This is a genomic window from Erwinia typographi (genome assembly GCF_000773975.1).
Classification (GTDB): Bacteria; Pseudomonadota; Gammaproteobacteria; order Enterobacterales; family Enterobacteriaceae; genus Erwinia; species Erwinia typographi.
Window position 1 is genome coordinate 23,227 of record NZ_JRUQ01000045.1, and the last position, 21,301, is coordinate 44,527.

The following is a 21,301-nucleotide window of genomic DNA, read 5'->3' on the forward strand; positions in this document are numbered from 1 at the left end:
AATGATCCCACAGATTTCCCAGGCGCCGGGCCTTGTACAACTGGTGCTGAATTTTTTGCAGGCGCTTGAACAGCAGGGTTTTACCGGCGATACCGCCACCAGCTATGCCGATCGTCTTACCATGTCTACCGACAACAGTATTTATCAGCTCCTTCCCGACGCCGTTCTGTTTCCCCGTTCCACGGCCGACGTGACCCTGATTGCCCGCCTGGCGGGAGAAGAGCGCTTTCGCAGCCTGGTCTTCACCCCCAGAGGCGGCGGCACCGGGACTAACGGCCAGTCGCTGAATCAGGGGATCGTGGTGGATATGTCGCGCTATATGAACCGCGTGATGGAGATTAATGTTGAACAGGGCTGGGTGAAGGTGGAAGCCGGGGTGATTAAAGACCAGCTTAACGCTTACCTGAAGCCCTTCGGCTATTTCTTCTCGCCGGAGCTCTCCACCAGCAACCGCGCCACGCTGGGCGGGATGATCAATACCGATGCGTCCGGCCAGGGATCGCTGGTGTACGGTAAAACCTCCGATCATGTGCTCGGGCTTCGGGCGGTGCTGCTGGGCGGCGATATTCTTGATACGCGTGCGATTCCCGTGGGGCTGGCCGAAGAGCTGGCGCAGGAGCAGAACCCGGAAGGGCGGATCTATCGCACCGTGCTTGAGCGCTGCCGCGACCGCCGCCAGGTGATTATCGATAAATTTCCGAAGCTGAACCGTTTTCTGACCGGTTACGATCTGCGCCATGTGGTCAGCGACGACCTTCAGCAGATCGACCTGACGCGCATTCTGTGCGGCGCGGAGGGAACGCTGGCGTTTATTACCGAAGCGCGTCTGGATATCACTCCGCTTCCTAAGGTCCGACGGCTGGTCAACATCAAGTACGACTCGTTTGATTCTGCGCTGCGCAGCGCGCCCTTTATGGTCGAAGCAAAAGCGCTGTCGGTGGAAACCGTCGACTCAAAGGTGCTGAACCTTGCCCGTGAGGACATTGTCTGGCACTCGGTCAGCGAGCTGATTACCGACGTGCCCGATCGGGAAATGCTGGGGCTGAACATCGTCGAGTTTGCCGGGGATGACAAAGCGCTGATTGACCAGCAAATGCGTTCGCTTTGCCAGCGGCTGGACCAGCTGATGGCCGCCAGAGACGCAGGGGTGATTGGCTATCAGCTGTGCGACGACCTCTCCGGCATTGAGCGCATCTACGCCATGCGCAAGAAGGCCGTTGGCCTGCTGGGCAACGCCAAAGGGCGTGCCAAGCCGATCCCTTTCGTCGAGGATACCTGCGTGCCGCCGCAGCATCTGGCGGATTATATCGTGGAGTTCCGCGCGCTGCTGGATGCGCACAACCTGAGCTACGGCATGTTCGGTCACGTTGACGCGGGCGTGCTGCATGTACGGCCTGCGCTGGATATGTGCGACCCGCATCAGGAGATGCTGATGAAGCAAATCTCCGACGAAGTGGTCACGCTGACGGCTCGCTATGGCGGTCTGCTGTGGGGGGAGCACGGGAAAGGTTTCCGCGCTGAATACAGCCCGGCGTTTTTTGGCGAGGAGTTGTTTAACGATTTGCGCCATATCAAGGCGGCTTTCGATCCGGCTAACCGGCTTAACCCCGGCAAAATCTGCGCACCGTTTGGCGTTGACGAGCCGATGATGAAGGTTGATGCGGTGAAGCGCGGTAGCTGGGATCGTCAGATCCCCATCAGCGTGCGTACCGACTGGCGCGGCGCGATGGAGTGCAACGGCAACGGTCTTTGCTTCAACTTTGACGTGCGCAGCCCGATGTGTCCTTCGATGAAGATTACCGGCAACCGCATTCATTCGCCAAAAGGCCGCGCCACGCTGACCCGTGAATGGCTGCGGCTGCTGGCCGAGCAGGGAGTCGATCCGCTTGAGCTGGAGAAAAAGCTGCCGGATGCCAAAGTGTCGCTGCGCGGGCTGATCGAACGTACCCGCAACAGCTGGTACGCGCGACGCGGCGAGTATGACTTCTCGCACGAAGTGAAAGAGGCGATGTCAGGCTGCCTGGCCTGCAAAGCCTGCTCAACCCAGTGCCCGATCAAAATTGACGTGCCGGGCTTCCGCTCGCGCTTCCTGCAGCTATATCACACCCGCTATCTGCGCCCGGCCAGTGACTATCTGGTGGGCAGCGTGGAGAGCTATGCGCCGCTGATGGCGAAGGCGCCGAAATTTTTCAACTTCTTCCTGCGCCAGCCGCTGGTGCGGGAAATGAGCCGACGGCACATCGGCATGGTCGATCTGCCTTTACTCTCCTCGCCGACCCTGAAAAAGCAGCTGGCGGGCAAGCCGGTTACCGGCACCACGCTGGAGCAGCTGGAGGCGATGAGTCCGACCCAGCGCGAACGCTATGTGCTGGTGGTGCAGGACCCGTTTACCAGCTATTACGAAGCGCAGCTGGTGGCTGATTTTGTCACGCTGGTGGAAAAACTGGGCTATCAGCCGGTGGTGCTGCCGTTCTCGCCGAATGGTAAAGCGCAGCACATTAAAGGTTTCCTGCAAAGCTTTGCGCGGACGGCGCAGAAAACCGCCGACTTCCTCAACCGGGTTGCGCAGCTTGAACTGCCGCTGGTCGGCGTCGATCCGGCGCTGGTGCTCTGCTACCGGGATGAGTACAAAGAGGTTCTGGCGGAAAAACGCGGGAAGTTCCACGTTCAGCTGGTGCATGAGTGGCTCCAGCAGGCGACAGACCGTCGTGAAGCGCGCCCCGAGCAGGGGGATGCGTGGTATCTGTTTGGCCACTGTACGGAGGTGACGGCGCTGCCGGCTTCCACCAGACAGTGGGAAGGCATATTTGCCCGCTTCGGCGCGAAGCTGGAAAACGTCAGCGTGGGCTGCTGCGGCATGGCCGGCACCTACGGCCACGAAAGCAAAAATCTTGAGAATTCGCTGGGCATTTATCAGCTGTCCTGGCACCAGGCGCTGCAAAAGCTGCCGCGCCAGCGCTGCCTTGCAACCGGCTACTCCTGCCGGAGCCAGGTGAAACGCGTCGAGGGGAACGGCCTGCGCCATCCTCTACAGGCCCTGTTGGAGATACTCTGATGGCAATCTGGAAACGTGAAGTGACACTGCAACAGCTCAATCAGCGCAGCCAGGGAACGCTGGTGGCGCACCTGGGCATTGTTTTTACCGCGATGGATGACCAGACGTTGACCGCTACGCTGCCGGTTGATCAGCGTACCCGTCAGCCGTTTGGCCTGCTGCACGGCGGCGCCTCTGCCGTACTGGCTGAAACGCTTGGCTCAATGGCCGGCTATCTCTGCACCGAGGGCGAGGACGCTATTGTGGGGGTGGAAATCAATGCCAATCACCTGCGCGCGGTGCGGGAAGGCGAGGTCAGGGGAGTTTGTCGCGCGCTGCATCTGGGACGGCGTCATCAGGTCTGGCAGATTGATCTTTATGACCCGCAGCAGCGTCTGTGCTGCACCTCCAGGCTGACCACGGCGGTGATGTCAGCCCAGACAAAATAGTGATATACTTTGCGGCCTTTAAAATCGCCCGTGGACGACTCACATTATCCAGGAGGCGTGCTTAACGAATTCGCTCTGTAGCCTGGTGGCTTTGTCCCACTCACCGTTCATCGCCAACTGATGGCACAGGCGGGTAAGCGAGTGGCGAGCCAGCTGCCAGGCTTGCATACGAAACAGCCTGTCGCGCTCGGTATTCGCCAGCTCCTGAACCAGGCGGTGGTGCAGTTTGCCGAGGGCGTGAAGGTAGCTATGGTCGTCACCGTTAAGCTGGCACAGCTCGGCCATATCAAGGCAGGTATCATTAAATTTGCGCAGTTGGTCGAGGGAGCATTCCGGTCGGTTAATTTTGGCCTGTGCCATGTAGTAATCGACGGTGATATCACGGACTGAAAATTTGTATTCGTCAATCTTGTGTTGCAGCCAGGCACTTATCGACAGATTCATTTTATGACTCACTCGCTAATGATAATCATTATCATAGAGGAACTGGCATATTATTCAATGCTGCCGTAAAAAATTTTTATCCATAAATGCTGCCTCTCAGACAAATTGGTAATAACGATAAGTGGTGACGCCGAAAGAGTTAAAATGAGTATTATTCCTGTTTAGCTTTTTCGCGTCTGGATTTACTGGCCTGTTTTCAAGGTGTTACCATTTCGTTAAATCGAGGCGTGACGCAGATCGCAATCCTCCCCGCAGGGACTAAACTGAATAAAGAGGGCTAAAAAACCCCGTTTGGCTATAAACCCTGCAAAACAAGAGGTTGAAGCGATATTCATTATCACTAACATAGAGGTATTAGCCCACAGGGCTATCGACTCACGAGGTAATGTTATGCCATCAGCAACTACGGCTTCTTTTTCTCCCGACGACTTTGTCTGGAAAGGGCTGACGCTCACTGACAGCGCCGCAAAACAAATTACTGCGCTGGCCGCTAATGACCCTCAGGTTAAGGGGCTGAAGCTGGGCGTGAAGACCTCCGGCTGCGCCGGTTTTGGCTACACCATGGACATGGTGAAAGAGCCAGCCGACGACGATTTGGTCTTTACCCATCAGGGCGCGCATCTCTATGTGCCCCTGCAGGCGATGCCCTTTATCGACGGTACGCAAGTGGATTACGTTCGTGAAGGCCTGAACCAGATTTTCAAATTTAATAATCCTAAAGCTCAACACGCCTGTGGCTGTGGTGAGAGCTTTGGCGTTGAGTAAAACTTATGTCCCGAAACACTGATACATCGGATGATGTGCAGGTCTGGGAAGGGAACCATCTGAAGTACAAAGAAGGTTTCTTTACCCAACTGCAAACCGAAGAGTTTGAACACGGCATCAGCGAAGAGGTGGTGCGTGCTATCTCGGCCAAGCGCAACGAGCCAGAGTGGATGCTTGAATTCCGCCTGAAGGCGTATGCGGCCTGGCTGGAGATGGAAGAGCCGCACTGGCTGAAGGCGAACTACAAATCGCTTGATTATCAGGATTACAGTTACTATTCAGCGCCTTCCTGCGGCAATTGCGATGACAGCTGCGCCTCTGAGCCTGGCGCTCAGCAGGGCTCTGGCGCGGCGCCGGCCAACTACCTGACCGAAGAAGTGGAAAATGCCTTCAAGCAGCTGGGCGTGCCGGTTCGTGAAGGTCAGGAAGTCGCGGTTGACGCTATTTTTGACTCGGTATCGGTTTCCACCACCTACCGCGGCAAGCTGGCAGAGCAGGGGATCATCTTCTGTTCCTTCGGCGAAGCCATCCACGATCATCCAGAGCTGGTAAAACAGTATCTGGGCACCGTGGTGCCAGCTAACGATAACTTTTTTGCCGCGCTCAACTCTGCGGTAGCTTCCGACGGGACTTTTGTCTACATCCCGAAAGGCGTGCGTTGCCCGATGGAGCTGTCGACCTATTTCCGCATCAACGCGGCGAAAACCGGTCAGTTTGAACGCACGATCCTGATTGCCGATGAAGGCAGCTATGTCAGCTACATTGAGGGCTGTTCCGCCCCGGTACGCGACAGCTATCAGCTGCACGCCGCGGTGGTGGAAGTGATCATTCATAAAGATGCTGAAGTGAAGTATTCCACCGTGCAGAACTGGTTCTCCGGCGGCGAATCCGAAGGCGGCATTCTTAACTTCGTCACCAAGCGCGCGCTGTGCGAAGGCGAAAACAGCAAGATGTCCTGGACCCAGTCAGAAACCGGCTCGGCGATTACCTGGAAATACCCCAGCGTGATCCTGCGCGGCGACAACTCGGTCGGTGAATTTTTCTCGGTAGCGCTGACCAGCGGTCATCAGCAGGCCGATACCGGCACCAAGATGATCCACATCGGCAAAAACACCAAGTCGACAATCATCTCGAAGGGGATCTCAGCAGGCAAGAGTCAGAACACCTATCGTGGGCTGGTGAAAATCATGCCGACCGCGACCAATGCCCGTAACTTCACCCAGTGCGACTCGATGCTGATTGGTGCCGACTGTGGTGCGCACACTTTCCCTTATGTGGAAGCGCGCAACAATACCGCTCAGCTGGAACACGAAGCGACAACCTCACGCATAGGGGAAGACCAGATGTTCTACTGCCTGCAGCGTGGGATCAGCGAAGACGACGCGATCTCAATGATTGTGAACGGCTTTTGTAAGGACGTCTTCTCCGAACTGCCGCTGGAGTTCGCGGTGGAAGCGCAAAAACTGCTGGCGATCAGCCTTGAACACAGCGTGGGCTAATCTCCGCGCTAACGGTCATTTAGCGCAGTGCCGGAGCGTACTGCCAGGAAAACACTATGTTAAGTATCAAAGATTTACAGGTTAGCATTGAAGATAAAGAGATCCTGCGCGGGCTGGACCTCGAGGTAAAAGCGGGCGAAGTTCACGCCATCATGGGGCCGAACGGATCGGGGAAAAGTACGCTGTCAGCCACGCTGGCGGGCCGCGAAGAGTATGAAGTCACGGGTGGGTCGGTCAGCTTTAAGGGCAAAGACCTTCTGGAGCTTTCTCCCGAAGATCGCGCCGGTGAAGGTATCTTCATGGCATTTCAGTATCCGGTTGAAATTCCTGGCGTCAGCAACCAGTTCTTCCTGCAAACGGCCGTTAACTCGGTCCGTAAATACCGCGAGCAGGACGCGTTAGATCGTTTTGATTTTCAGGACTTTATCGAAGACAAAATTCAGCTGCTGAAAATGCCTGAAGATCTGCTGACCCGCTCGGTCAACGTCGGCTTCTCCGGCGGTGAGAAAAAGCGTAACGACATTCTACAGATGGCGGCGCTTGAGCCTGAGCTGTGCATTCTGGATGAGACCGACTCCGGTCTGGATATCGATGCCCTGAAAACCGTTGCCCACGGCGTGAACACGCTGCGTGACGGCAAACGCGCCTTCATTATTGTGACCCACTATCAGCGCATTCTGGACTACATCAAGCCGGACTTCGTTCACGTACTGTATCAGGGCAAAATTGTGAAATCCGGTGACTTCTCACTGGTTAAACAGTTGGAGGAGCAAGGCTATGGCTGGCTTACCGACCAGGAATAGTGACAATGCCCTGCAGCAGTGGCATCACATGTTTGAAACCCAGGGCGAAAACCGTTCCCTCCAGGCACAGCAGCACTGGCAGCAGGTGCTGCGCTTAGGGCTGCCGACTCGTAAGCAGGAAAACTGGAAATATACGCCGCTGGAAGGGCTGTTTGGACAGCAGTTCGCCGCGCCGCAGGCGCCGGTTCTGAGCGCTGAACAGGTTAAGGCGCTGGCGCTGGATATTGACGCGGTCAAACTGGTTTTCGTTGACGGACACTTCAACGCTGAGCTGAGCGACAGCTCGTTCGATCTTTTTGCTATTCAGATCACTTCTGCTTCGCAGCGTCGCGAAACCAGCGCGCCGGTTCAGCCGGAAGTCTTTCTGCATCTGACCGAAAGCCTCGCGGACGAGGCGGTCAGCATCCACCTGGCCAGGGGAAAATCGGCCGCCCGCGCCCTTTATATGCTGCACATCAGCAGCAGCGCGCAGGCAGAGATGAATACTTCGCATTACCGTCATCATTTGCAGCTGGACGAAGGCGCAGAAGCGACGGTGATCGAGCACTACGTCAGCCTGAATGAAGGCAGCCACTTTACCGGCGCCCGCTTCACGGCAAATGTCGCCAGCAACGCGCAGCTGAAGCACTACAAGCTGGCGTTTGAGCACCAAAGCAGCTATCACTTCTCGCACAACGATCTGGTGATTGAGCGCGATGCCAACGTTAAAAGCCACAGCTTCCTGCTCGGTGCCGGACTGACCCGTCACAACACCAGCGTGCAGCTTAACGGTGAAGGCACCGATCTGGGCATTAATAGCCTGATGCTGCCGGTTGAGAAAGAAGTCTGCGACAGCCGCACCTACCTTGAGCATAACAAAGGTTACTGCCAGAGCCGCCAGCTGCATAAAACCATCGTGCGTGATAAAGCCCGCGCGGTGTTTAACGGCATGATCAAAGTGGCTAAGCACGCGCTGAAAACCGACGGACAGATGACCAACAACAACCTGTTGCTGGGCCGACTGGCCGAGGTGGATACCAAGCCTCAGCTGGAAATCTATGCGGATGACGTGAAGTGCAGCCACGGCGCGACCATTGGCCGCATTGACGACGAGCAGATGTTCTACCTTCGCGCCCGCGGCATCAGCGAAGAATCGGCCCAGAGGATGATTATCTACGCCTTTGCTGCTGAACTGACTGAAGCGATCACGGATGAAGTGCTGAAGGAAGCTGTGATGCAGCGAATCGCTCAGCGTTTCCCCGGAGGCATTAAATGAGTTTTGACCTGGCACGCGTAAGGGCTGAATTCCCCGTTCTGGCGCGAGAAGTAAACGGCCAGCCGCTGGCCTATCTTGACAGCGCGGCCAGTGCCCAGAAACCGCAGGGCGTGATCGACGCGGAAAGCCATTTTTATCAGCACGGTTATGCTGCCGTACACCGGGGTATTCATACCCTGAGTGCCGAAGCGACCACCGAAATGGAAAACGTCCGCACTCAGGCGGCCGCTTTCCTTAACGCCGCCTCGCCGGAAGAAATTGTTTTCGTTAAAGGCACCACTGAGGCGATCAACCTGGTTGCCAGCAGCTGGGGCGGAAGCCAGCTTCAGGCCGGTGATAACATCATCATCACCGAGATGGAGCACCATGCCAATATTGTTCCGTGGCAAATGGTGGCTGAACGCGTCGGGGCGGAAGTGCGTTTTATCCCGCTGACCGAAACCGGCGAGCTGGACCTGTCGGCGCTGCCTGGCCTGATCGACAGCCGTACCCGTATGCTGGCGGTCACTCAGGTCTCCAACGTGTTGGGTACGGTTAACCCGGTGAAAGAGATCGTCGCGCAGGCCAAAGCGGCTGGCGTGGCGACGCTGGTTGACGGCGCGCAGGCGGTAATGCACCAGCAGGTTGACGTGCAGGATCTGGGCTGTGATTTCTACGCCTTCTCCGGGCATAAAATTTACGGTCCTTCGGGCATCGGTATTCTGTACGGGCGTAAAGCCATGTTGGATAAGATGCCGCCGTGGGAAGGGGGCGGCTCAATGATCGCCACCGTCAGCCTGACGGAAGGCACGACTTACGCGGCCGCGCCGTGGCGCTTTGAGGCGGGTTCGCCGAACACCGGCGGCATTATGGGGCTGGGCGCCGCGCTTGCGTGGGTGACAGAGCAGGGGCTGGACGTTATTCATCAGCGTGAACAGACGCTGATGCGTTATGCCCTCGACAAGCTGGCCTCGGTGCCGGACTTAACCATCTATGGCCCGCAAGCGCGCGCGGGCGTTATCGCCTTCAATCTTGGGCAGCATCACGCCTACGATGTGGGCAGCTTCCTCGATCAGTATGGGATTGCCATTCGCACCGGCCACCACTGCGCTATGCCGTTAATGCATCATTACGGCGTGCCGGCGATGTGCCGCGCCTCTTTCGTTCTGTATAATAGCGAAGAAGAGGCCGACCGCCTTGCGGCCGGTCTGACCCGTATACACCGCCTGCTGGGCTGATTTAGCCCGGCGATAACGGAGGAACGAATGGCAACCTTGCCAGAGAAAGAAAAGCTGGTTCGCAACTTTAGTCGTTGTGCGAACTGGGAAGAGAAGTACCTGTACGTGATTGAATTAGGCGCGATGCTGCCAGAATTGTCTGAATCCCTGCACCAGCCGGAAAACACTATTTCCGGCTGCCAGAGCCAGGTATGGATACTGATGGAGACGGATGAGAGCGGTCGCGTGGTGCTGCGTGGGGATAGCGATGCCGCTATCGTTAAGGGGCTGATTGCCATCGTATTTATTCTCTATCAGCGGATGACGCCCGGCGAAATTCTGGCGTTTGACGTCCGTCCCTGGTTCGGACAGCTTGCCCTGACCCAGCACCTGACGCCTTCCCGTTCTCAGGGGCTGGAAGCGATGATCCGTGCTATCCGTCACAAAGCTCAGGCCATTTCCCCGGCCTGAGTTGCTACACTTCCCGGAAGGCTTCCCGCTTCGCTGCGGGAAGTTTCTTTATCCTAACCGGGAATTCCGCATGAAATCTTTGTTTCCACCAGGCGCTCTGTTCCTTGCGCTCATCGCCATCACGCAGCACGCCAGCGCTACTGAGTACCCGCTGCCTGCTGACAACAGCCGCCTGATTGGCGAGAACACGACCTATGTGGTGCCGAACGATGGCCGTCCTCTGGAAGCTATCGCGGCGAAGTATAAAATTGGGCTGCTGGGGATGCTGGAAGCCAACCCAGGCACCGATCCCTGGCTGCCGAAGGCCAATACCCAACTGACTATTCCAGGCCAGATGCTGCTGCCGGATACCAAAAGGGAAGGCATCGTGGTTAACCTTGCTGAGCTTCGCCTCTATTACTACCCCAGGGGCGAGAACAAGGTGGTAGTGTACCCGATCGGCATCGGCCAGCTGGGCGCTAATACGCCGCCGATGGTCACCAGCATCAGTCAGAAAATCCCCAATCCTACCTGGACTCCCACCCCGAATATCCGCAAGCGCTACGCGGCGGAGGGCAAAACGCTGCCGGGCACGGTGCCCGCCGGGCCAGATAACCCGATGGGGCTGTACGCCATGCGGCTGGCCTGGGGCAAAGGCCACTATTTGATCCATGGGACTAACGCCGATTTCGGCATTGGTATGCGCGTCAGCTCCGGCTGTATCCGCCTGCGTCCCGATGATATTGAGGCGCTGTTTAGCAGCGTGCCGGTGGGAACCCGGGTGCAGATCGTCAACCAGCCGGTCAAGTATGCGGTAGAGCCGGACGGCAAACGCTATCTTGAGGTTCACCAGCCGCTTTCACACAGCGATAAGGACGATCCGCAGACCATGCCTGTTGCGCTCACCGCCAGCGGCAAAAAGTTCGTTAAAAGCGAGCACAGCGACGCTGAGATGATTAAAGAGGCGATGACGCGGCGTTCCGGCATGCCGGTGCTGGTAAACCAGGGTGAGGCGGTGACCGACGCCACGCCGATGCCTGCTATCGTCCAGCAGAGCGATGCTGACAGCCTTAGCGCGCCGCAGGCAACCGTGGACCAGGCAAAGGGAGAAAGCCCGCAGAATTGAGCCTGACGCGTTTTGCTGAGTTCTGAGAAAGCAGGGGTGAAGAGGGAAGAAGTAAGATACGGCGGGAGCGAGGAAATCAGCACAAAAAAAATGGCGCACAGTGTGCGCCATTTTCAAACCAGAACTCTTACTTACGGTAAGAGTGAGCCTGGTTGTCCAGACGCTGGTTAGCGCGAGCTGCGTCATCTTTAGCAGCCTGAACGTCAGAACGGATTGCGTTCACGTCGTTGCTCAGCTGGTCAACTTTAGCGTTCAGAGTCTGAACGTCGGTAGACAGCTGATCGATTTTAGCGTTGCTTGAGCAACCAGCCAGCATAGTTGAAGCCAGGATTACCGCGCCCAGTACCAGTTTAGTACGATTCATTATTAATACCCTCTAGATTGAGTTAATCTCCATGTAGCGTTACAAGTATTACACAAAGTTTTTTCTAATGAGAATAAATTTTTAATAAGAACACGCTTAAATTTGATCGTTCGCTCAAAGATGCACCGTCTTTCCAGTTTGGTGCAAAAAAATTAGCGAAAACAGGCCCGTTTAATCGGACTAATCATCAGTTATTCGGAAATTGAATAGTTAATTTCGATTGGAAATTTTATGAAAAGCCATTAAACAAGTTGTAAAAAAAGCGCCACTCAGGACGCTTTTTATCTTCAAGCCGTAATCTTTTATTACAGTACGTGCACTGAGGCGGTATTTGTGGTTCCGCTTGGCACTAATGCACCAGAAACCATAACAACTACGTCACCTTTTTGACCATATCCGCTGGTGAGGGCGGCTTCTTTGCCCAGGCGGTAGAAATCATCGGTAGAAGCGATCTCTTTCACCACCGACGTGATGATGCCTTTGCTCAGCAGCAGCTGACGTGCGGTCTGCTCGTTAGTGGTCAGCGCAAGGATGGTGGCGTGAGGGAAGTATTTACGCACGGACTTGGCTGATTTACCGCCTTCGGTTGCGACCACGATCAGCGGCGCTTCCAGGTTCTCTGCGGTTTCAACGGCGCCACGGCATACCGCTTCGGTAATGCGCATTTTGCGGTTGTCGTGCTGAGAGTCGATGCGGCTTTTCATCACCCGATCGGTACGCTCGCAGATGGTGGCCATAATGGTCACCGACTCCAGCGGGTATTTCCCCTTGGCGCTTTCGCCAGAGAGCATCACGGCGTCAGTGCCGTCCAGAATGGCGTTGGCGACGTCGCCAGCTTCCGCACGGGTAGGGCGCGGGTTCTTGATCATCGAGTCCAGCATCTGGGTGGCGGTGATCACCACTTTGCGCGCGCGGTTGCACTTCTTAATCATCATCTTCTGCGCGAAGATCACTTCTTCAACCGGGATCTCAACGCCGAGGTCGCCGCGAGCGACCATGATGCCGTCTGAAGCATCAAGGATTTCGTCGAAGTTGTTCAGGCCTTCCTGGTTTTCAATTTTGGAGATGATCTGGATATGTTCGCCGCCGTGCTGCTTGAGGTGCTCACGAATTTCCAGCACGTCTGAGCGCTTGCGGATAAACGAGGCCGCCACAAAGTCGACCCCTTGTTCGCAGCCGAAAATCAGATCGCGTTTGTCTTTCTCTGCCAGAGCGGGCAGCTGGATGGAAACGCCAGGCAGGTTAACGCCTTTGTTTTCGCCCAGGTCGCCGTTGTTGAGGACTTTGCAGACCACGGTATTTTCGGTGACTTCGGTCACTTCCATACCGATCAGGCCATCATCAACCAGTACGGTATTGCCGATTTTCAGGTCAGCGGTGAAGCCAGCATAGGTCACGGCGACGCGCTCGGTATTACCAATTACCGACTGATCGGTGGTGAAGGTAAAGGTCTGACCGGCTTTCAGCGACGCGTCGCTGCCGCCTTCCAGCTTCATGGTACGGATTTCAGGGCCTTTGGTATCCAGCAGGATAGCCGCCTGATGTCCGCTTTTACTCATCACGGCACGCAGATTCGAGATACGTTTACCGTGCTCTTCGTAGTCGCCGTGGGAGAAGTTAAGGCGCATTACGTTCATGCCTGCATCGAGCAGGTTGGTCAACATTTCTTCGGATTCGGTTTTTGGACCGATAGTACAAACAATCTTGGTCTTTTTCATGACGAGTTATCTATTAAGTTGTGATGGATGAGAAAAGCGAGATCCCGGTAACGAGTGAACAGCGCCGGATAAGAATTCGTGCCTGACAGGCGAACTGCGATACAGATTTAAGAATAGGTGACAGTGCTAAAGCGTGCAGAGGAAGTTGAGACGCGGTTTCAGCGCGCGCACAAGAAGGCGATGCGCAACAGGCTATCGTTTTTGCTAAAGGGTCAACCATACGCTGAAACCATTCAAGTGAAACAACGTTCCGTATTATAGTCGTTAAGCAGAGGAAAACCAATTAAAAAGCTTGAGGGCCGGGGGCAAAGCTTGCGTTAGATCAGCTTGTTGCGCAATAGGAGACGCGAGTCACTTTTAGGATTTAACGCAGGATGAATCCGCAGGAAGGGCAGGATGGTGCGTTCTAGAGGACTCGAACCTCCGACCCCCACCATGTCAAGGTGGTGCTCTAACCAACTGAGCTAAGAACGCTTTAGCTTTGGTGCGTCCGAGTGGACTCGAACCACCGACCCCCACCATGTCAAGGTGGTGCTCTAACCAACTGAGCTACGGACGCACTGTGGTGCGTTCTAGAGGACTCGAACCTCCGACCCCCACCATGTCAAGGTGGTGCTCTAACCAACTGAGCTAAGAACGCACTGACGCTGTCTTGGTAACAGCGGGGACGAATATTAACGACAGCCTCAACGCCTGGCAAGCGGAAATCCGCTTTTTTCTTTGTGACTGCTGCGCAACTGTGCGAAGCGCAGCAATTTTGAACATCGAAGCGCGAAAATCGCCGAAAAATTAATGTGCTGCGCGCGCCAGAATCACCGCTGAGGGCTGCTGCTGTAGCCGTCGCATCCGCCAGACCATCATCACCGCCGCCGAGGTCAGGCCGATAATAAACCCGGTCCAGAAGCCCGCAGGCCCCATATGCGGCACTACCCAGTCGGTTAACGCCAGGATGTAGCCGCTGGGCAGGCCCAGCAGCCAGTAGGCGACAAAGGTAATAAAGAAGATCGAGCGGGTATCTTTATAGCCGCGGAGAATGCCGCTGCCGATGACCTGCACCGAGTCAGAAAACTGGTAAATGGCGGCCAGCAGCATCAGCTGCGCGGCGAGGGCGATCACTTCCGGGTTATCGGTGTAGAGATGCGCGATATGCTCGCGGAAGGTGACCGTGAAGAGCGCGGTGATTAGCGCCAGCGAGACGCCAACCGCCTGAGCCGTCCAGGCGGAAACCCTGGCGGCCTCCGTTGAACCCTGACCGAGGCGGAAGCCGACGCGGATGGTCGTGGCCACGCCCAGCGACAGCGGCAAAACGAACATCAGTGAGCTGAAGTTCAGCGCTATCTGATGACCAGCGACCTTGACGATGCCCATCGGCGACACCAGCAGGGCAACCACGGCAAACAGCGTCACCTCAAAAAACAGCGCCAGCGCGACCGGCAGGCCGAGCTTAAACAGACGCCAGAGCACGGCGGTATCAGGGCGGCTGAAGCGTTCGGTCAGGCGAATGTCGCGCATTGAGCCGGCGCGGCCAACCCAGTATTTCATGGCGATAAACATCACCCAATAGACCGAAGCGGTGGCCACGCCGCAGCCCACGCCGCCCAGCGCAGGCATGCCGAAATGCCCATAAATAAAGACATAGTTAACCGGGATGTTGACCAGCAGGCCGATAAATCCCATCACCATACCCGGTTTGGTTTTTGACAACCCTTCGCACTGGTTACGCGCAACCTGGAAGAACAGATAGCCCGGTGCGCCCCACAGCAGCGCATGAAGGTAGCCGACGGCGATGTCAGCCATCCGGGGATCAATGTTTTTCATTGAGTGGATCAGGAATCCGGCGTTATACAGCACGATCATGATCGCCACGGACACCGTAGCCGCCAGCCAGTAAGCCTGGCGGACTTGCCAGGCCACGCGTTCGCGTCGGCCTGAGCCGTTAAGTTGCGCAACAACCGGCGTCAGTGACAGCAACAGGCCATGTCCGAAGAGGATCGTAGGCAGCCAGATCGAGGTGCCCACCGCCACGGCAGCCATATCCGTGGCGCTGACGGCGCCGGCCATAATGGTATCAACAAAACCCATAGCGGTTTGCGCAACCTGCGCAAGGATCACCGGGATTGCCAGCGCTAATAATTGACGCGCTTCTGTCAGGTACTTCTGCACACGTACACCTATTATTTTATCTGTAGGGGAGGCACTGCGAAGGCAAAAAACGCGGTTTTTGGCCAACAATCAGCAGGGCAGGCCGCACAGTGTAATGTTCGCAGAGTAAATAGCCAATCACTGGCTATCAAGAATAGCACCCGGCGTCACCTGAATCTGAGAGCGGATATTTGGTTTTCTCTTTGCGCCAGGGCAAACTAGCAGGAGAATTTACTTATTGAGGCTATAGCTATGTTTACCGGTATTGTGCAGGGCACCGCTGAGGTGTTGGCCATTGAGGAGAAACCAAATTTTCGCACGCATGTCGTCAGATTACCCGCTGAGATGCTGCCTGGTCTGGCGTTAGGCGCGTCAGTTTCCCACAACGGCTGCTGCCTGACGGTAACGGAAGTGCAGGGCGACCGGGTGAGTTTCGACCTGGTGAAAGAGACGCTGCGAATTACTAATCTTGGCGATCTTAACGTAGGCGATATTATTAACGTTGAGCGTGCGGCGAAATTCAGTGATGAAATCGGCGGCCATTTAATGTCCGGTCACATTATGACCACTGCGGAAATCAGCAAAATAGTGACCTCAGAGAATAACCGCGAAATTTGGTTCAGGCCGCAGGATGCGCTACAGATGAACTATATTCTGCATAAAGGGTTTATTGGCATTGACGGCATTAGCCTGACCGTGGGCGAAGTGACGAAAACCAAATTCTGCGTGCATCTTATTCCAGAGACGCTGGCGCGCACCACGCTGGGCACGAAGCGCATTGGCGACAGGGTGAATATTGAGATCGACCCCCATACGCAGGCGATTGTGGACACCGTGGAGCGGGTTCTGGCTCAGCGTGAAGCCGCGCTGCTGGCTGCTGCCAACGCTCAGTAACCCCCAAAAAAAAGGGCCAACAGCATTAGCCATCGGCCCTTTTTTTAAGAATACACTCTTAGTGTGGTACGCGCAGGCCGCCTTCCACTCCGTGAGTAAACACCACCTGCCACAGCTGAATATCGCGTGAGCGGAAGGCCCCCGCGCAGGCATTCAGATAGTAGACAAACATGCGCTTGAAGCGCTCGCCGTATTTCTCCGCCAGCTGAGGCCAGGCCGCCAGAAAACGTTGATGCCACGCCATCAGCGTGGTGTCATAATCCTGACCAAAATTATGCCAGTCTTCCATCACGAAGTGCGGTTCCTGGGCTTCAGCAATGTGATGAATTGAAGGCAGACGTCCGTTGGGGAAAATATACTTATTAATCCACGGATCGACGTTGTCGTTAGTGACGTTGGCGCCAATGGTGTGCAGCAGGAAAATCCCGTCAGTTTTCAGATTGCGGTTCACCACCTCGAAATAGGTGGCGTAATTTTTCGGGCCGACGTGTTCAAACATGCCGACCGAAACAATCCGGTCAAACTGCTGATTCAAATCCCGGTAATCTTGCAGCAAAATAGTCACGTCCAGGCCTTCACAGCGCTGCTGAGCCAGCTTCTGCTGTTCGGCGGAAATGGTGACGCCAAAGACGCTGACGCCGTAGTTGCGCGCGGCATATTCCGCCAGTCCGCCCCAGCCGCAGCCAATATCCAGCAGCGACATCCCCGGCGCCAGTTTCAGCTTCTCGCAGATCATCTTTAACTTAGCATTCTGTGCCTGTTCGAGCGTTTCCGCTTCTTTCCAGTAGCCACAGGAATATTGCATATGATCATCAAGCATCAGCGAGAAAAGATCGTTGCCAAGATCGTAGTGCTCTTTCCCCACAATCCAGGCGCGCTTACGGGACTGCAAGTTGGTCAGTCTGGCGGCAGCGACTCTCAGCGTATCCTTGAAGTGGTGGGGCATCTGCTGGTCCAGTTTGGCCCGCAGAATACGGTGAAATAAGATATCCAGCCGTTCGCATTCCCACCATCCATCCATATAACTTTCGCCCAGCCCCAGCGATCCTTCCTGCATCACGCGCTTGAAGAAGTCAGGGTTGTTAATATGAATATCCCAGGGACGAGTACCGTTAATTTCAATATCTGCGCTGTGTAGCATTTCCTGGAGGATTCGGTACCACTGGTTTTCTCCCAGGTTCACTTCTTCTATACACGATGAACTCATAGCTTCTCCATCACCCTACGTGATTGAAACCTGAGAAATAGAATAGACAATTTCTACAGGGTTTGAGAATACGCGCGGCAAAACCGCACGCCTGATATCCGGCGTTACAGAGGATTGATATGAACTGTGCCTGCAGAGTAGCGCAACGAGTGCCGCGCGGGATAACACCTTGACGACCCTGTCAGGACTATAAAAAAATGCTTCAAACTTGTTATTTTATGTTGCCTGAAATGAGTATATGCTCACCCCAGGCAATATTCAATTGTTTATTGTTAGGGTGCTAATCAATTGGAATCAAGATCTTAACGTCCGCGCTGAGCGTCAGCCAGAACCAGCCCGTGTGAGTTCACCCGTTGTAAAATATAGCCGATTCCCGCCAGAACAACAGTCGAGATCATTACCAGCGACGTCGTCAGCAGCGAGGTGGTAATGAACGTCGAGACAATCAGGCTCGCGGCGCAGCACAAGCCCAGCTGTAGCGTGTTTTGCAGCGCGGCTGCCTTGCCGCTAGCCTGCGGAAAAAGCATTAAGGCGTTCGCTACCACTAGCGGATAAATCGCACCGTTTGCTAAAGCCATGCCGCAGAAAGGCAGCAGCAGAGCATAAACAGACGGCGCTGCCATCTGAGCCGCAATAAAAAAGGCGACAATACTTAGCGTGTAGATCGCCAGTAGCCAGGGCAGCAGGGAGCGACTTTCGGCGCGTTTGAGCAGCGTGCGGCAGCCGTAGCCGCCAATCAAAAATGCCAGCGTCTGGGGAACGTAGCTCAGGCCTATATCTCCCGGCGACATGCCGAGGGCGCCAAGAATGAACGGCGAACCGGTCAGCCAGGCAAAGAAGCTGGCCGAACAGGCGGAGTAGATCAGCACGTTGCCGCTGTACACCGGCGATTTTAGCAGGCTGAAAAAACCTGTTTTCACAACGCCCTCTGTCGTCGGCTCTTTTTTCGCCGCGGGCAGGAACAGGGTGGCGATCAGCAACGCTAGCGCGATCGTCAGCAGCGCGATAAAAATGGCGCGCCAGCTGAAGTGGTTCAACAGCCACGCCCCCAGCAGCGGCGCCAGCGCAGGGGACAGGGCGACCAGCGGCATAATGGTGGCAAACACGCGATTCGCCTGCGCGGCCGGATAACGATCGACCACCAGCGCCTGCCAGCTAACGGCGGCGGCGCAAATTCCCACGGCCTGCAGGAAGCGCAGAATCAACAGCAGCGGCGCGGACTCAACCCACCACATAGCGCCGCAGCTGGCGGCAAACAGGCTCAGGCCAGTCAGCAGAACCGGCTTGCGGCCGATGCGGTCCGACAGCGGTCCCCAGAACAGCTGGGCGCTGGCAAAGCCGGCCAGAAACAGGCTCAGGCTGGCGCTGATGACCCCGGCACTGGTCTGCAAATCTTGCTGCATAGCGCCAAAGGCCGGCAGGTACATATCGGTAGCGAGGAAACCTGCAACGCTCAGCAGGGCAAGGTAAATAATAAATCTTTTCGACGGCATTCTTTTGCTCTTTATTAATCAGTCAGACAGGGAGGAAAACGCTGCAAAGTGTAAACGCGTGCTATCCGCCTTGTGAAACGCTAATATTTGCAGGTTGCGTTCAAAAATATTGCAGGCAGATTATGTGGTCAGAACATTCCCTCGAAGTGATTGATGCAGTGGCGCGCAGCGGGAGCTTTACCGCCGCCGCCGCCGACCTGCATCGCGTGCCTTCAGCAATCAGCTACACCGTTCGCCAGCTTGAAGAGTGGCTGGCCGTTCCGCTGTTTGAACGCCGTCATCGCGACGTAATACTGACCGATGCGGGACGGGTATTTATTCAGGAAGGGCGGAGTGTCATCAAAAAAATGCTCGCCACGCGCCGTCAGTGTCAGCAGGTGGCTAACGGCTGGCGTGGGCAGATCAGCATTGCCGTCGACCGGATAGTCAAACCTCAGCGCACCCGGCAGCTGGTGGTCGATTTTTATCGCCACTTCCCGGACATGGAGCTGCACCTGTCCCCGGAGGTTTTCAACGGCGTCTGGGATGCGCTGGCGGATGGCAGGGTAGACGTGGCGATCGGGGCTACGCAGGCCATTCCCGTCGGCGGGCGGTTCGCCTTTCGCGATATGGGGATGCTGAACTGGCGCTGCGTGGTGCGGGCCGATCATCCGCTGGCACTTGCGCGGCAGCAGACCAGCGAAGAGGCGATCCGCGAATGGCCCTCGCTGGTACTGGAGGATACCGCCAGAGCGTTGCCTAAACGAACCACCTGGACGCTGGATAATCAGCGGCGGCTGGTGGTGCCGGATTGGGAGAGCGCGTTTGATTGCCTGCTGGCCGGGCTTTGCGTCGGCATGGTGCCGGGGCATTTTGCCCAGCCGCTGTTGCAGAGTGGCGCGCTGCACGAGCTAAAGCTGGAGCGGGGATTTCCCGACAGCCCCTGCTGCGTGAGCTGGTCAGAACAGCACGCCTCCCCGGCGCTGGGTTGGCTGCTGGAGTACCTGGGCGAAAGCGACACCCTGAACAGCGAATGGCTGCGTGAGGCGCCCGAGGGCAACGTTCACTCAGGGTAGTTCCTGGCGACGGTAATCCAGGAAGGGACCGTTGCCAACCGAGCGGCGTTCAATCAGCGTCGGATGTACCTCAATGGTCTGCGGCTCTTCACGCTTGCTGGTAATACGATCCAGCAGCATCTCGAAAGCCGTTTCGCCAAGCTGCTGCTTCGGCTGGTGTACCGTGGTCAGCGCCGGGGTGAAATAGCGCGCGTTGCGCACGTTGTCATAGCCGATCACCGAAATATCCTGCGGAACGCGCAGCCCCATTTCATCAGCGGCGCAAATCGCGCCCATCGCCATCACATCGCCACCGCAAAAGACCGCTGTCGGGCGCTGCTTCTGCGCTAAAATTTGCTGCATGGCGCGGTAGCCGGATTCCGGCTCGAAGTCGCCCTGAACCAGCCACTCTTCGCGCAGCGTAATGCCAGCCTCAGACAGCGCCTTCAGGAAACCGGCGTGGCGTCCGCCGCCGGTATTGCGTTCCATCTGGCCGGGGATGACGCCGATATCGCGGTGTCCGCGATCTATCAGGTAGCGTCCGGCGAGATAGCCGCCCTCGAAAGCGTTATCCAGCACCGTATCGGTAAAGTCTCCGCGTGATTTACCCCAGTCCATCACCACCATCGGAATGTTGCGGTTCTCTTCCAGCATTTGAATCAGCGGTTCAGGGTACTCGGAACACATCACCAGCAGGCCGTCCACGCGCTTTTGCGCCATCATCGACAGGTAGGCCTGCTGTTTTTTCAGGTCGTTATGCGAGTTGCCGAGGATCAGCGTATAGCCTTTATCGAAGCAGCTATTTTCTATTGCTTCAATAATTTCCGCAAAATAGGGCGCTTCGCTGGAGGTGGCTAACAGGCCAACGGTTTTGGTGTGATTGACCTTCAGGCTACGCGCCACCGCGCTGGGAGAATAGTGCAGGGCTTTAATCGCGGCCCAGACGGCTTCCCGCGTCTCTTCTGCGACAAAGCGGGTTTTATTAATGACGTGGGATACCGTGGTGGTCGACACCCCGGCTTGTTTCGCCACATCTTTTATTGTTGCCATGAAATAGCTACTCCTGCACTTATCTTAAAGGGTTGATAAGTATCTTGTTAATCGATTGCCTGTTAAGCACAAAAGCCTGACGTCTGAGGGCGCGTTGGGTCGTTACTGTCCGGATACGTCAGGGAGGAAAAGGGCGCTGGTGACCAGCTTCATTACCGCGTTTGCTGAGGGTCGTTGCGCAACAAACGGGAATTCTAACAAGGCTGAGCAGAGAAAACGAGATTTTTACCGGCAGGTGTGGGAAAATCGATGGCATCATTAACTGTAGGGCTATTTAAGGGCGTATATGGATACCGATCTGAAGTTCTCGTTGCTGACCACGGTTGCTGCTTTACTGGTCATTATCGCTTTCAGCTTCACTGCTGCCATGCACTAAGC

At 56.0% G+C, this 21,301-nt stretch carries 19 protein-coding genes and 3 tRNA genes; 12 read left to right on the plus strand and 10 right to left on the minus strand.

Annotated features, from left to right (window positions below; all coding sequences use genetic code 11):
- Position 1 precedes the first annotated feature (1 nt).
- Together ydiJ and NG99_RS16135 are read left to right on the plus strand one after the other, a co-directional pair.
- The gene (gene ydiJ / locus NG99_RS16130) at positions 2 to 3,055 is read left to right on the plus strand and encodes a D-2-hydroxyglutarate dehydrogenase YdiJ (protein WP_034895156.1); all 3,054 of its coding nucleotides are present in this window, start codon (positions 2 to 4) and stop codon (positions 3,053 to 3,055) included.
- Positions 3,055 to 3,483 (plus strand): hotdog fold thioesterase, encoded by a 429-nt coding sequence (locus NG99_RS16135; protein ID WP_034895158.1) that lies wholly within the window; start codon positions 3,055 to 3,057, stop codon positions 3,481 to 3,483. Before ydiJ ends, NG99_RS16135 begins: the two co-directional genes overlap by 1 nt.
- 39 nt (positions 3,484 to 3,522) lie before the next feature.
- Here NG99_RS16135 and NG99_RS16140 read toward each other — a convergent pair whose 3' ends face one another.
- The gene (locus NG99_RS16140) at positions 3,523 to 3,927 is read right to left on the minus strand and encodes a hypothetical protein (protein WP_034895160.1); all 405 of its coding nucleotides are present in this window, start codon (positions 3,925 to 3,927) and stop codon (positions 3,523 to 3,525) included.
- Positions 3,928 to 4,317: 390 nt separating this feature from the next.
- Between NG99_RS16140 and sufA the strand changes: the two genes are divergently transcribed.
- From sufA to NG99_RS16175, 7 genes are all read left to right on the plus strand, one after another.
- Complete coding sequence (sufA, locus tag NG99_RS16145) at positions 4,318 to 4,692, plus strand: Fe-S cluster assembly scaffold SufA (RefSeq protein ID WP_034895162.1); 375 nt, start codon at positions 4,318 to 4,320, stop codon at positions 4,690 to 4,692.
- Between the two features lie 5 nt (positions 4,693 to 4,697).
- Positions 4,698 to 6,191 carry a Fe-S cluster assembly protein SufB gene (sufB, locus tag NG99_RS16150; protein WP_034895164.1) on the plus strand — a complete coding sequence of 498 codons (1,494 nt, stop codon included), beginning with the start codon at positions 4,698 to 4,700 and terminating at the stop codon, positions 6,189 to 6,191.
- A gap of 56 nt (positions 6,192 to 6,247) precedes the next feature.
- A complete protein-coding gene (gene sufC / locus NG99_RS16155) occupies positions 6,248 to 6,994 on the plus strand; it encodes a Fe-S cluster assembly ATPase SufC (RefSeq protein WP_034895167.1) in 747 nt (248 codons plus the stop codon).
- Complete coding sequence (sufD, locus tag NG99_RS16160) at positions 6,969 to 8,249, plus strand: Fe-S cluster assembly protein SufD (protein ID WP_034895170.1); 1,281 nt, start codon at positions 6,969 to 6,971, stop codon at positions 8,247 to 8,249. Before sufC ends, sufD begins: the two co-directional genes overlap by 26 nt.
- On the plus strand, positions 8,246 to 9,466 hold the full coding sequence (gene sufS / locus NG99_RS16165) for a cysteine desulfurase SufS (RefSeq protein ID WP_034895173.1): 1,221 nt from the start codon (positions 8,246 to 8,248) through the stop codon (positions 9,464 to 9,466). Before sufD ends, sufS begins: the two co-directional genes overlap by 4 nt.
- 27 nt (positions 9,467 to 9,493) lie before the next feature.
- Positions 9,494 to 9,916: a cysteine desulfuration protein SufE gene (gene sufE, locus NG99_RS16170; RefSeq protein WP_034895174.1), complete on the plus strand. Its 423-nt coding sequence runs from the start codon at positions 9,494 to 9,496 to the stop codon at positions 9,914 to 9,916.
- Between the two features lie 70 nt (positions 9,917 to 9,986).
- Positions 9,987 to 11,021 (plus strand): L,D-transpeptidase family protein, encoded by a 1,035-nt coding sequence (locus tag NG99_RS16175; protein WP_034895176.1) that lies wholly within the window; start codon positions 9,987 to 9,989, stop codon positions 11,019 to 11,021.
- A 127-nt stretch (positions 11,022 to 11,148) separates the two neighbouring features.
- Here the strand turns inward: NG99_RS16175 and NG99_RS16180 are convergent, their stop codons facing one another.
- From NG99_RS16180 to NG99_RS16205, 6 genes are all read right to left on the minus strand, one after another.
- Positions 11,149 to 11,385, minus strand: a complete 237-nt coding sequence (locus NG99_RS16180; RefSeq protein WP_034895178.1) for a major outer membrane lipoprotein — start codon at positions 11,383 to 11,385, stop codon at positions 11,149 to 11,151.
- A gap of 305 nt (positions 11,386 to 11,690) precedes the next feature.
- Complete coding sequence (pykF, locus tag NG99_RS16185; RefSeq protein ID WP_034895180.1) at positions 11,691 to 13,103, minus strand: pyruvate kinase PykF; 1,413 nt, start codon at positions 13,101 to 13,103, stop codon at positions 11,691 to 11,693.
- Positions 13,104 to 13,500: 397 nt separating this feature from the next.
- Positions 13,501 to 13,577, minus strand: a tRNA-Val gene (locus NG99_RS16190).
- Between the two features lie 8 nt (positions 13,578 to 13,585).
- Positions 13,586 to 13,662, minus strand: a tRNA-Val gene (locus tag NG99_RS16195).
- Between the two features lie 4 nt (positions 13,663 to 13,666).
- Positions 13,667 to 13,743, minus strand: a tRNA-Val gene (locus tag NG99_RS16200).
- A gap of 149 nt (positions 13,744 to 13,892) precedes the next feature.
- Positions 13,893 to 15,266: an MATE family efflux transporter gene (locus tag NG99_RS16205; protein ID WP_034895182.1), complete on the minus strand. Its 1,374-nt coding sequence runs from the start codon at positions 15,264 to 15,266 to the stop codon at positions 13,893 to 13,895.
- A gap of 231 nt (positions 15,267 to 15,497) precedes the next feature.
- Here NG99_RS16205 and NG99_RS16210 point away from each other — a divergent pair, with 231 nt between their 5' ends.
- On the plus strand, positions 15,498 to 16,139 hold the full coding sequence (locus NG99_RS16210; RefSeq protein ID WP_034895184.1) for a riboflavin synthase: 642 nt from the start codon (positions 15,498 to 15,500) through the stop codon (positions 16,137 to 16,139).
- 58 nt (positions 16,140 to 16,197) lie between these two features.
- Here NG99_RS16210 and cfa read toward each other — a convergent pair whose 3' ends face one another.
- The gene (gene cfa, locus NG99_RS16215) at positions 16,198 to 17,346 is read right to left on the minus strand and encodes a cyclopropane fatty acyl phospholipid synthase (protein WP_034895186.1); all 1,149 of its coding nucleotides are present in this window, start codon (positions 17,344 to 17,346) and stop codon (positions 16,198 to 16,200) included.
- 302 nt (positions 17,347 to 17,648) lie between these two features.
- Positions 17,649 to 18,839, minus strand: a complete 1,191-nt coding sequence (gene punC, locus NG99_RS16220) for a purine nucleoside transporter PunC (protein ID WP_034895188.1) — start codon at positions 18,837 to 18,839, stop codon at positions 17,649 to 17,651.
- A gap of 122 nt (positions 18,840 to 18,961) precedes the next feature.
- Here punC and punR point away from each other — a divergent pair, with 122 nt between their 5' ends.
- Positions 18,962 to 19,894 carry a DNA-binding transcriptional activator PunR gene (gene punR, locus NG99_RS16225; RefSeq protein WP_034895190.1) on the plus strand — a complete coding sequence of 311 codons (933 nt, stop codon included), beginning with the start codon at positions 18,962 to 18,964 and terminating at the stop codon, positions 19,892 to 19,894.
- On the opposite strand, the gene purR is transcribed toward punR, so the two are convergent.
- Positions 19,886 to 20,923, minus strand: a complete 1,038-nt coding sequence (gene purR / locus NG99_RS16230) for an HTH-type transcriptional repressor PurR (protein WP_034895192.1) — start codon at positions 20,921 to 20,923, stop codon at positions 19,886 to 19,888. The genes punR and purR overlap by 9 nt on opposite strands.
- A gap of 286 nt (positions 20,924 to 21,209) precedes the next feature.
- On the opposite strand from purR, the gene cydH reads away from it, so the two are divergent.
- Positions 21,210 to 21,299, plus strand: coding sequence for a cytochrome bd-I oxidase subunit CydH (gene cydH / locus NG99_RS30375; RefSeq protein WP_157032638.1), 90 nt, complete (start codon positions 21,210 to 21,212; stop codon positions 21,297 to 21,299).
- Positions 21,300 to 21,301 lie beyond the last annotated feature (2 nt).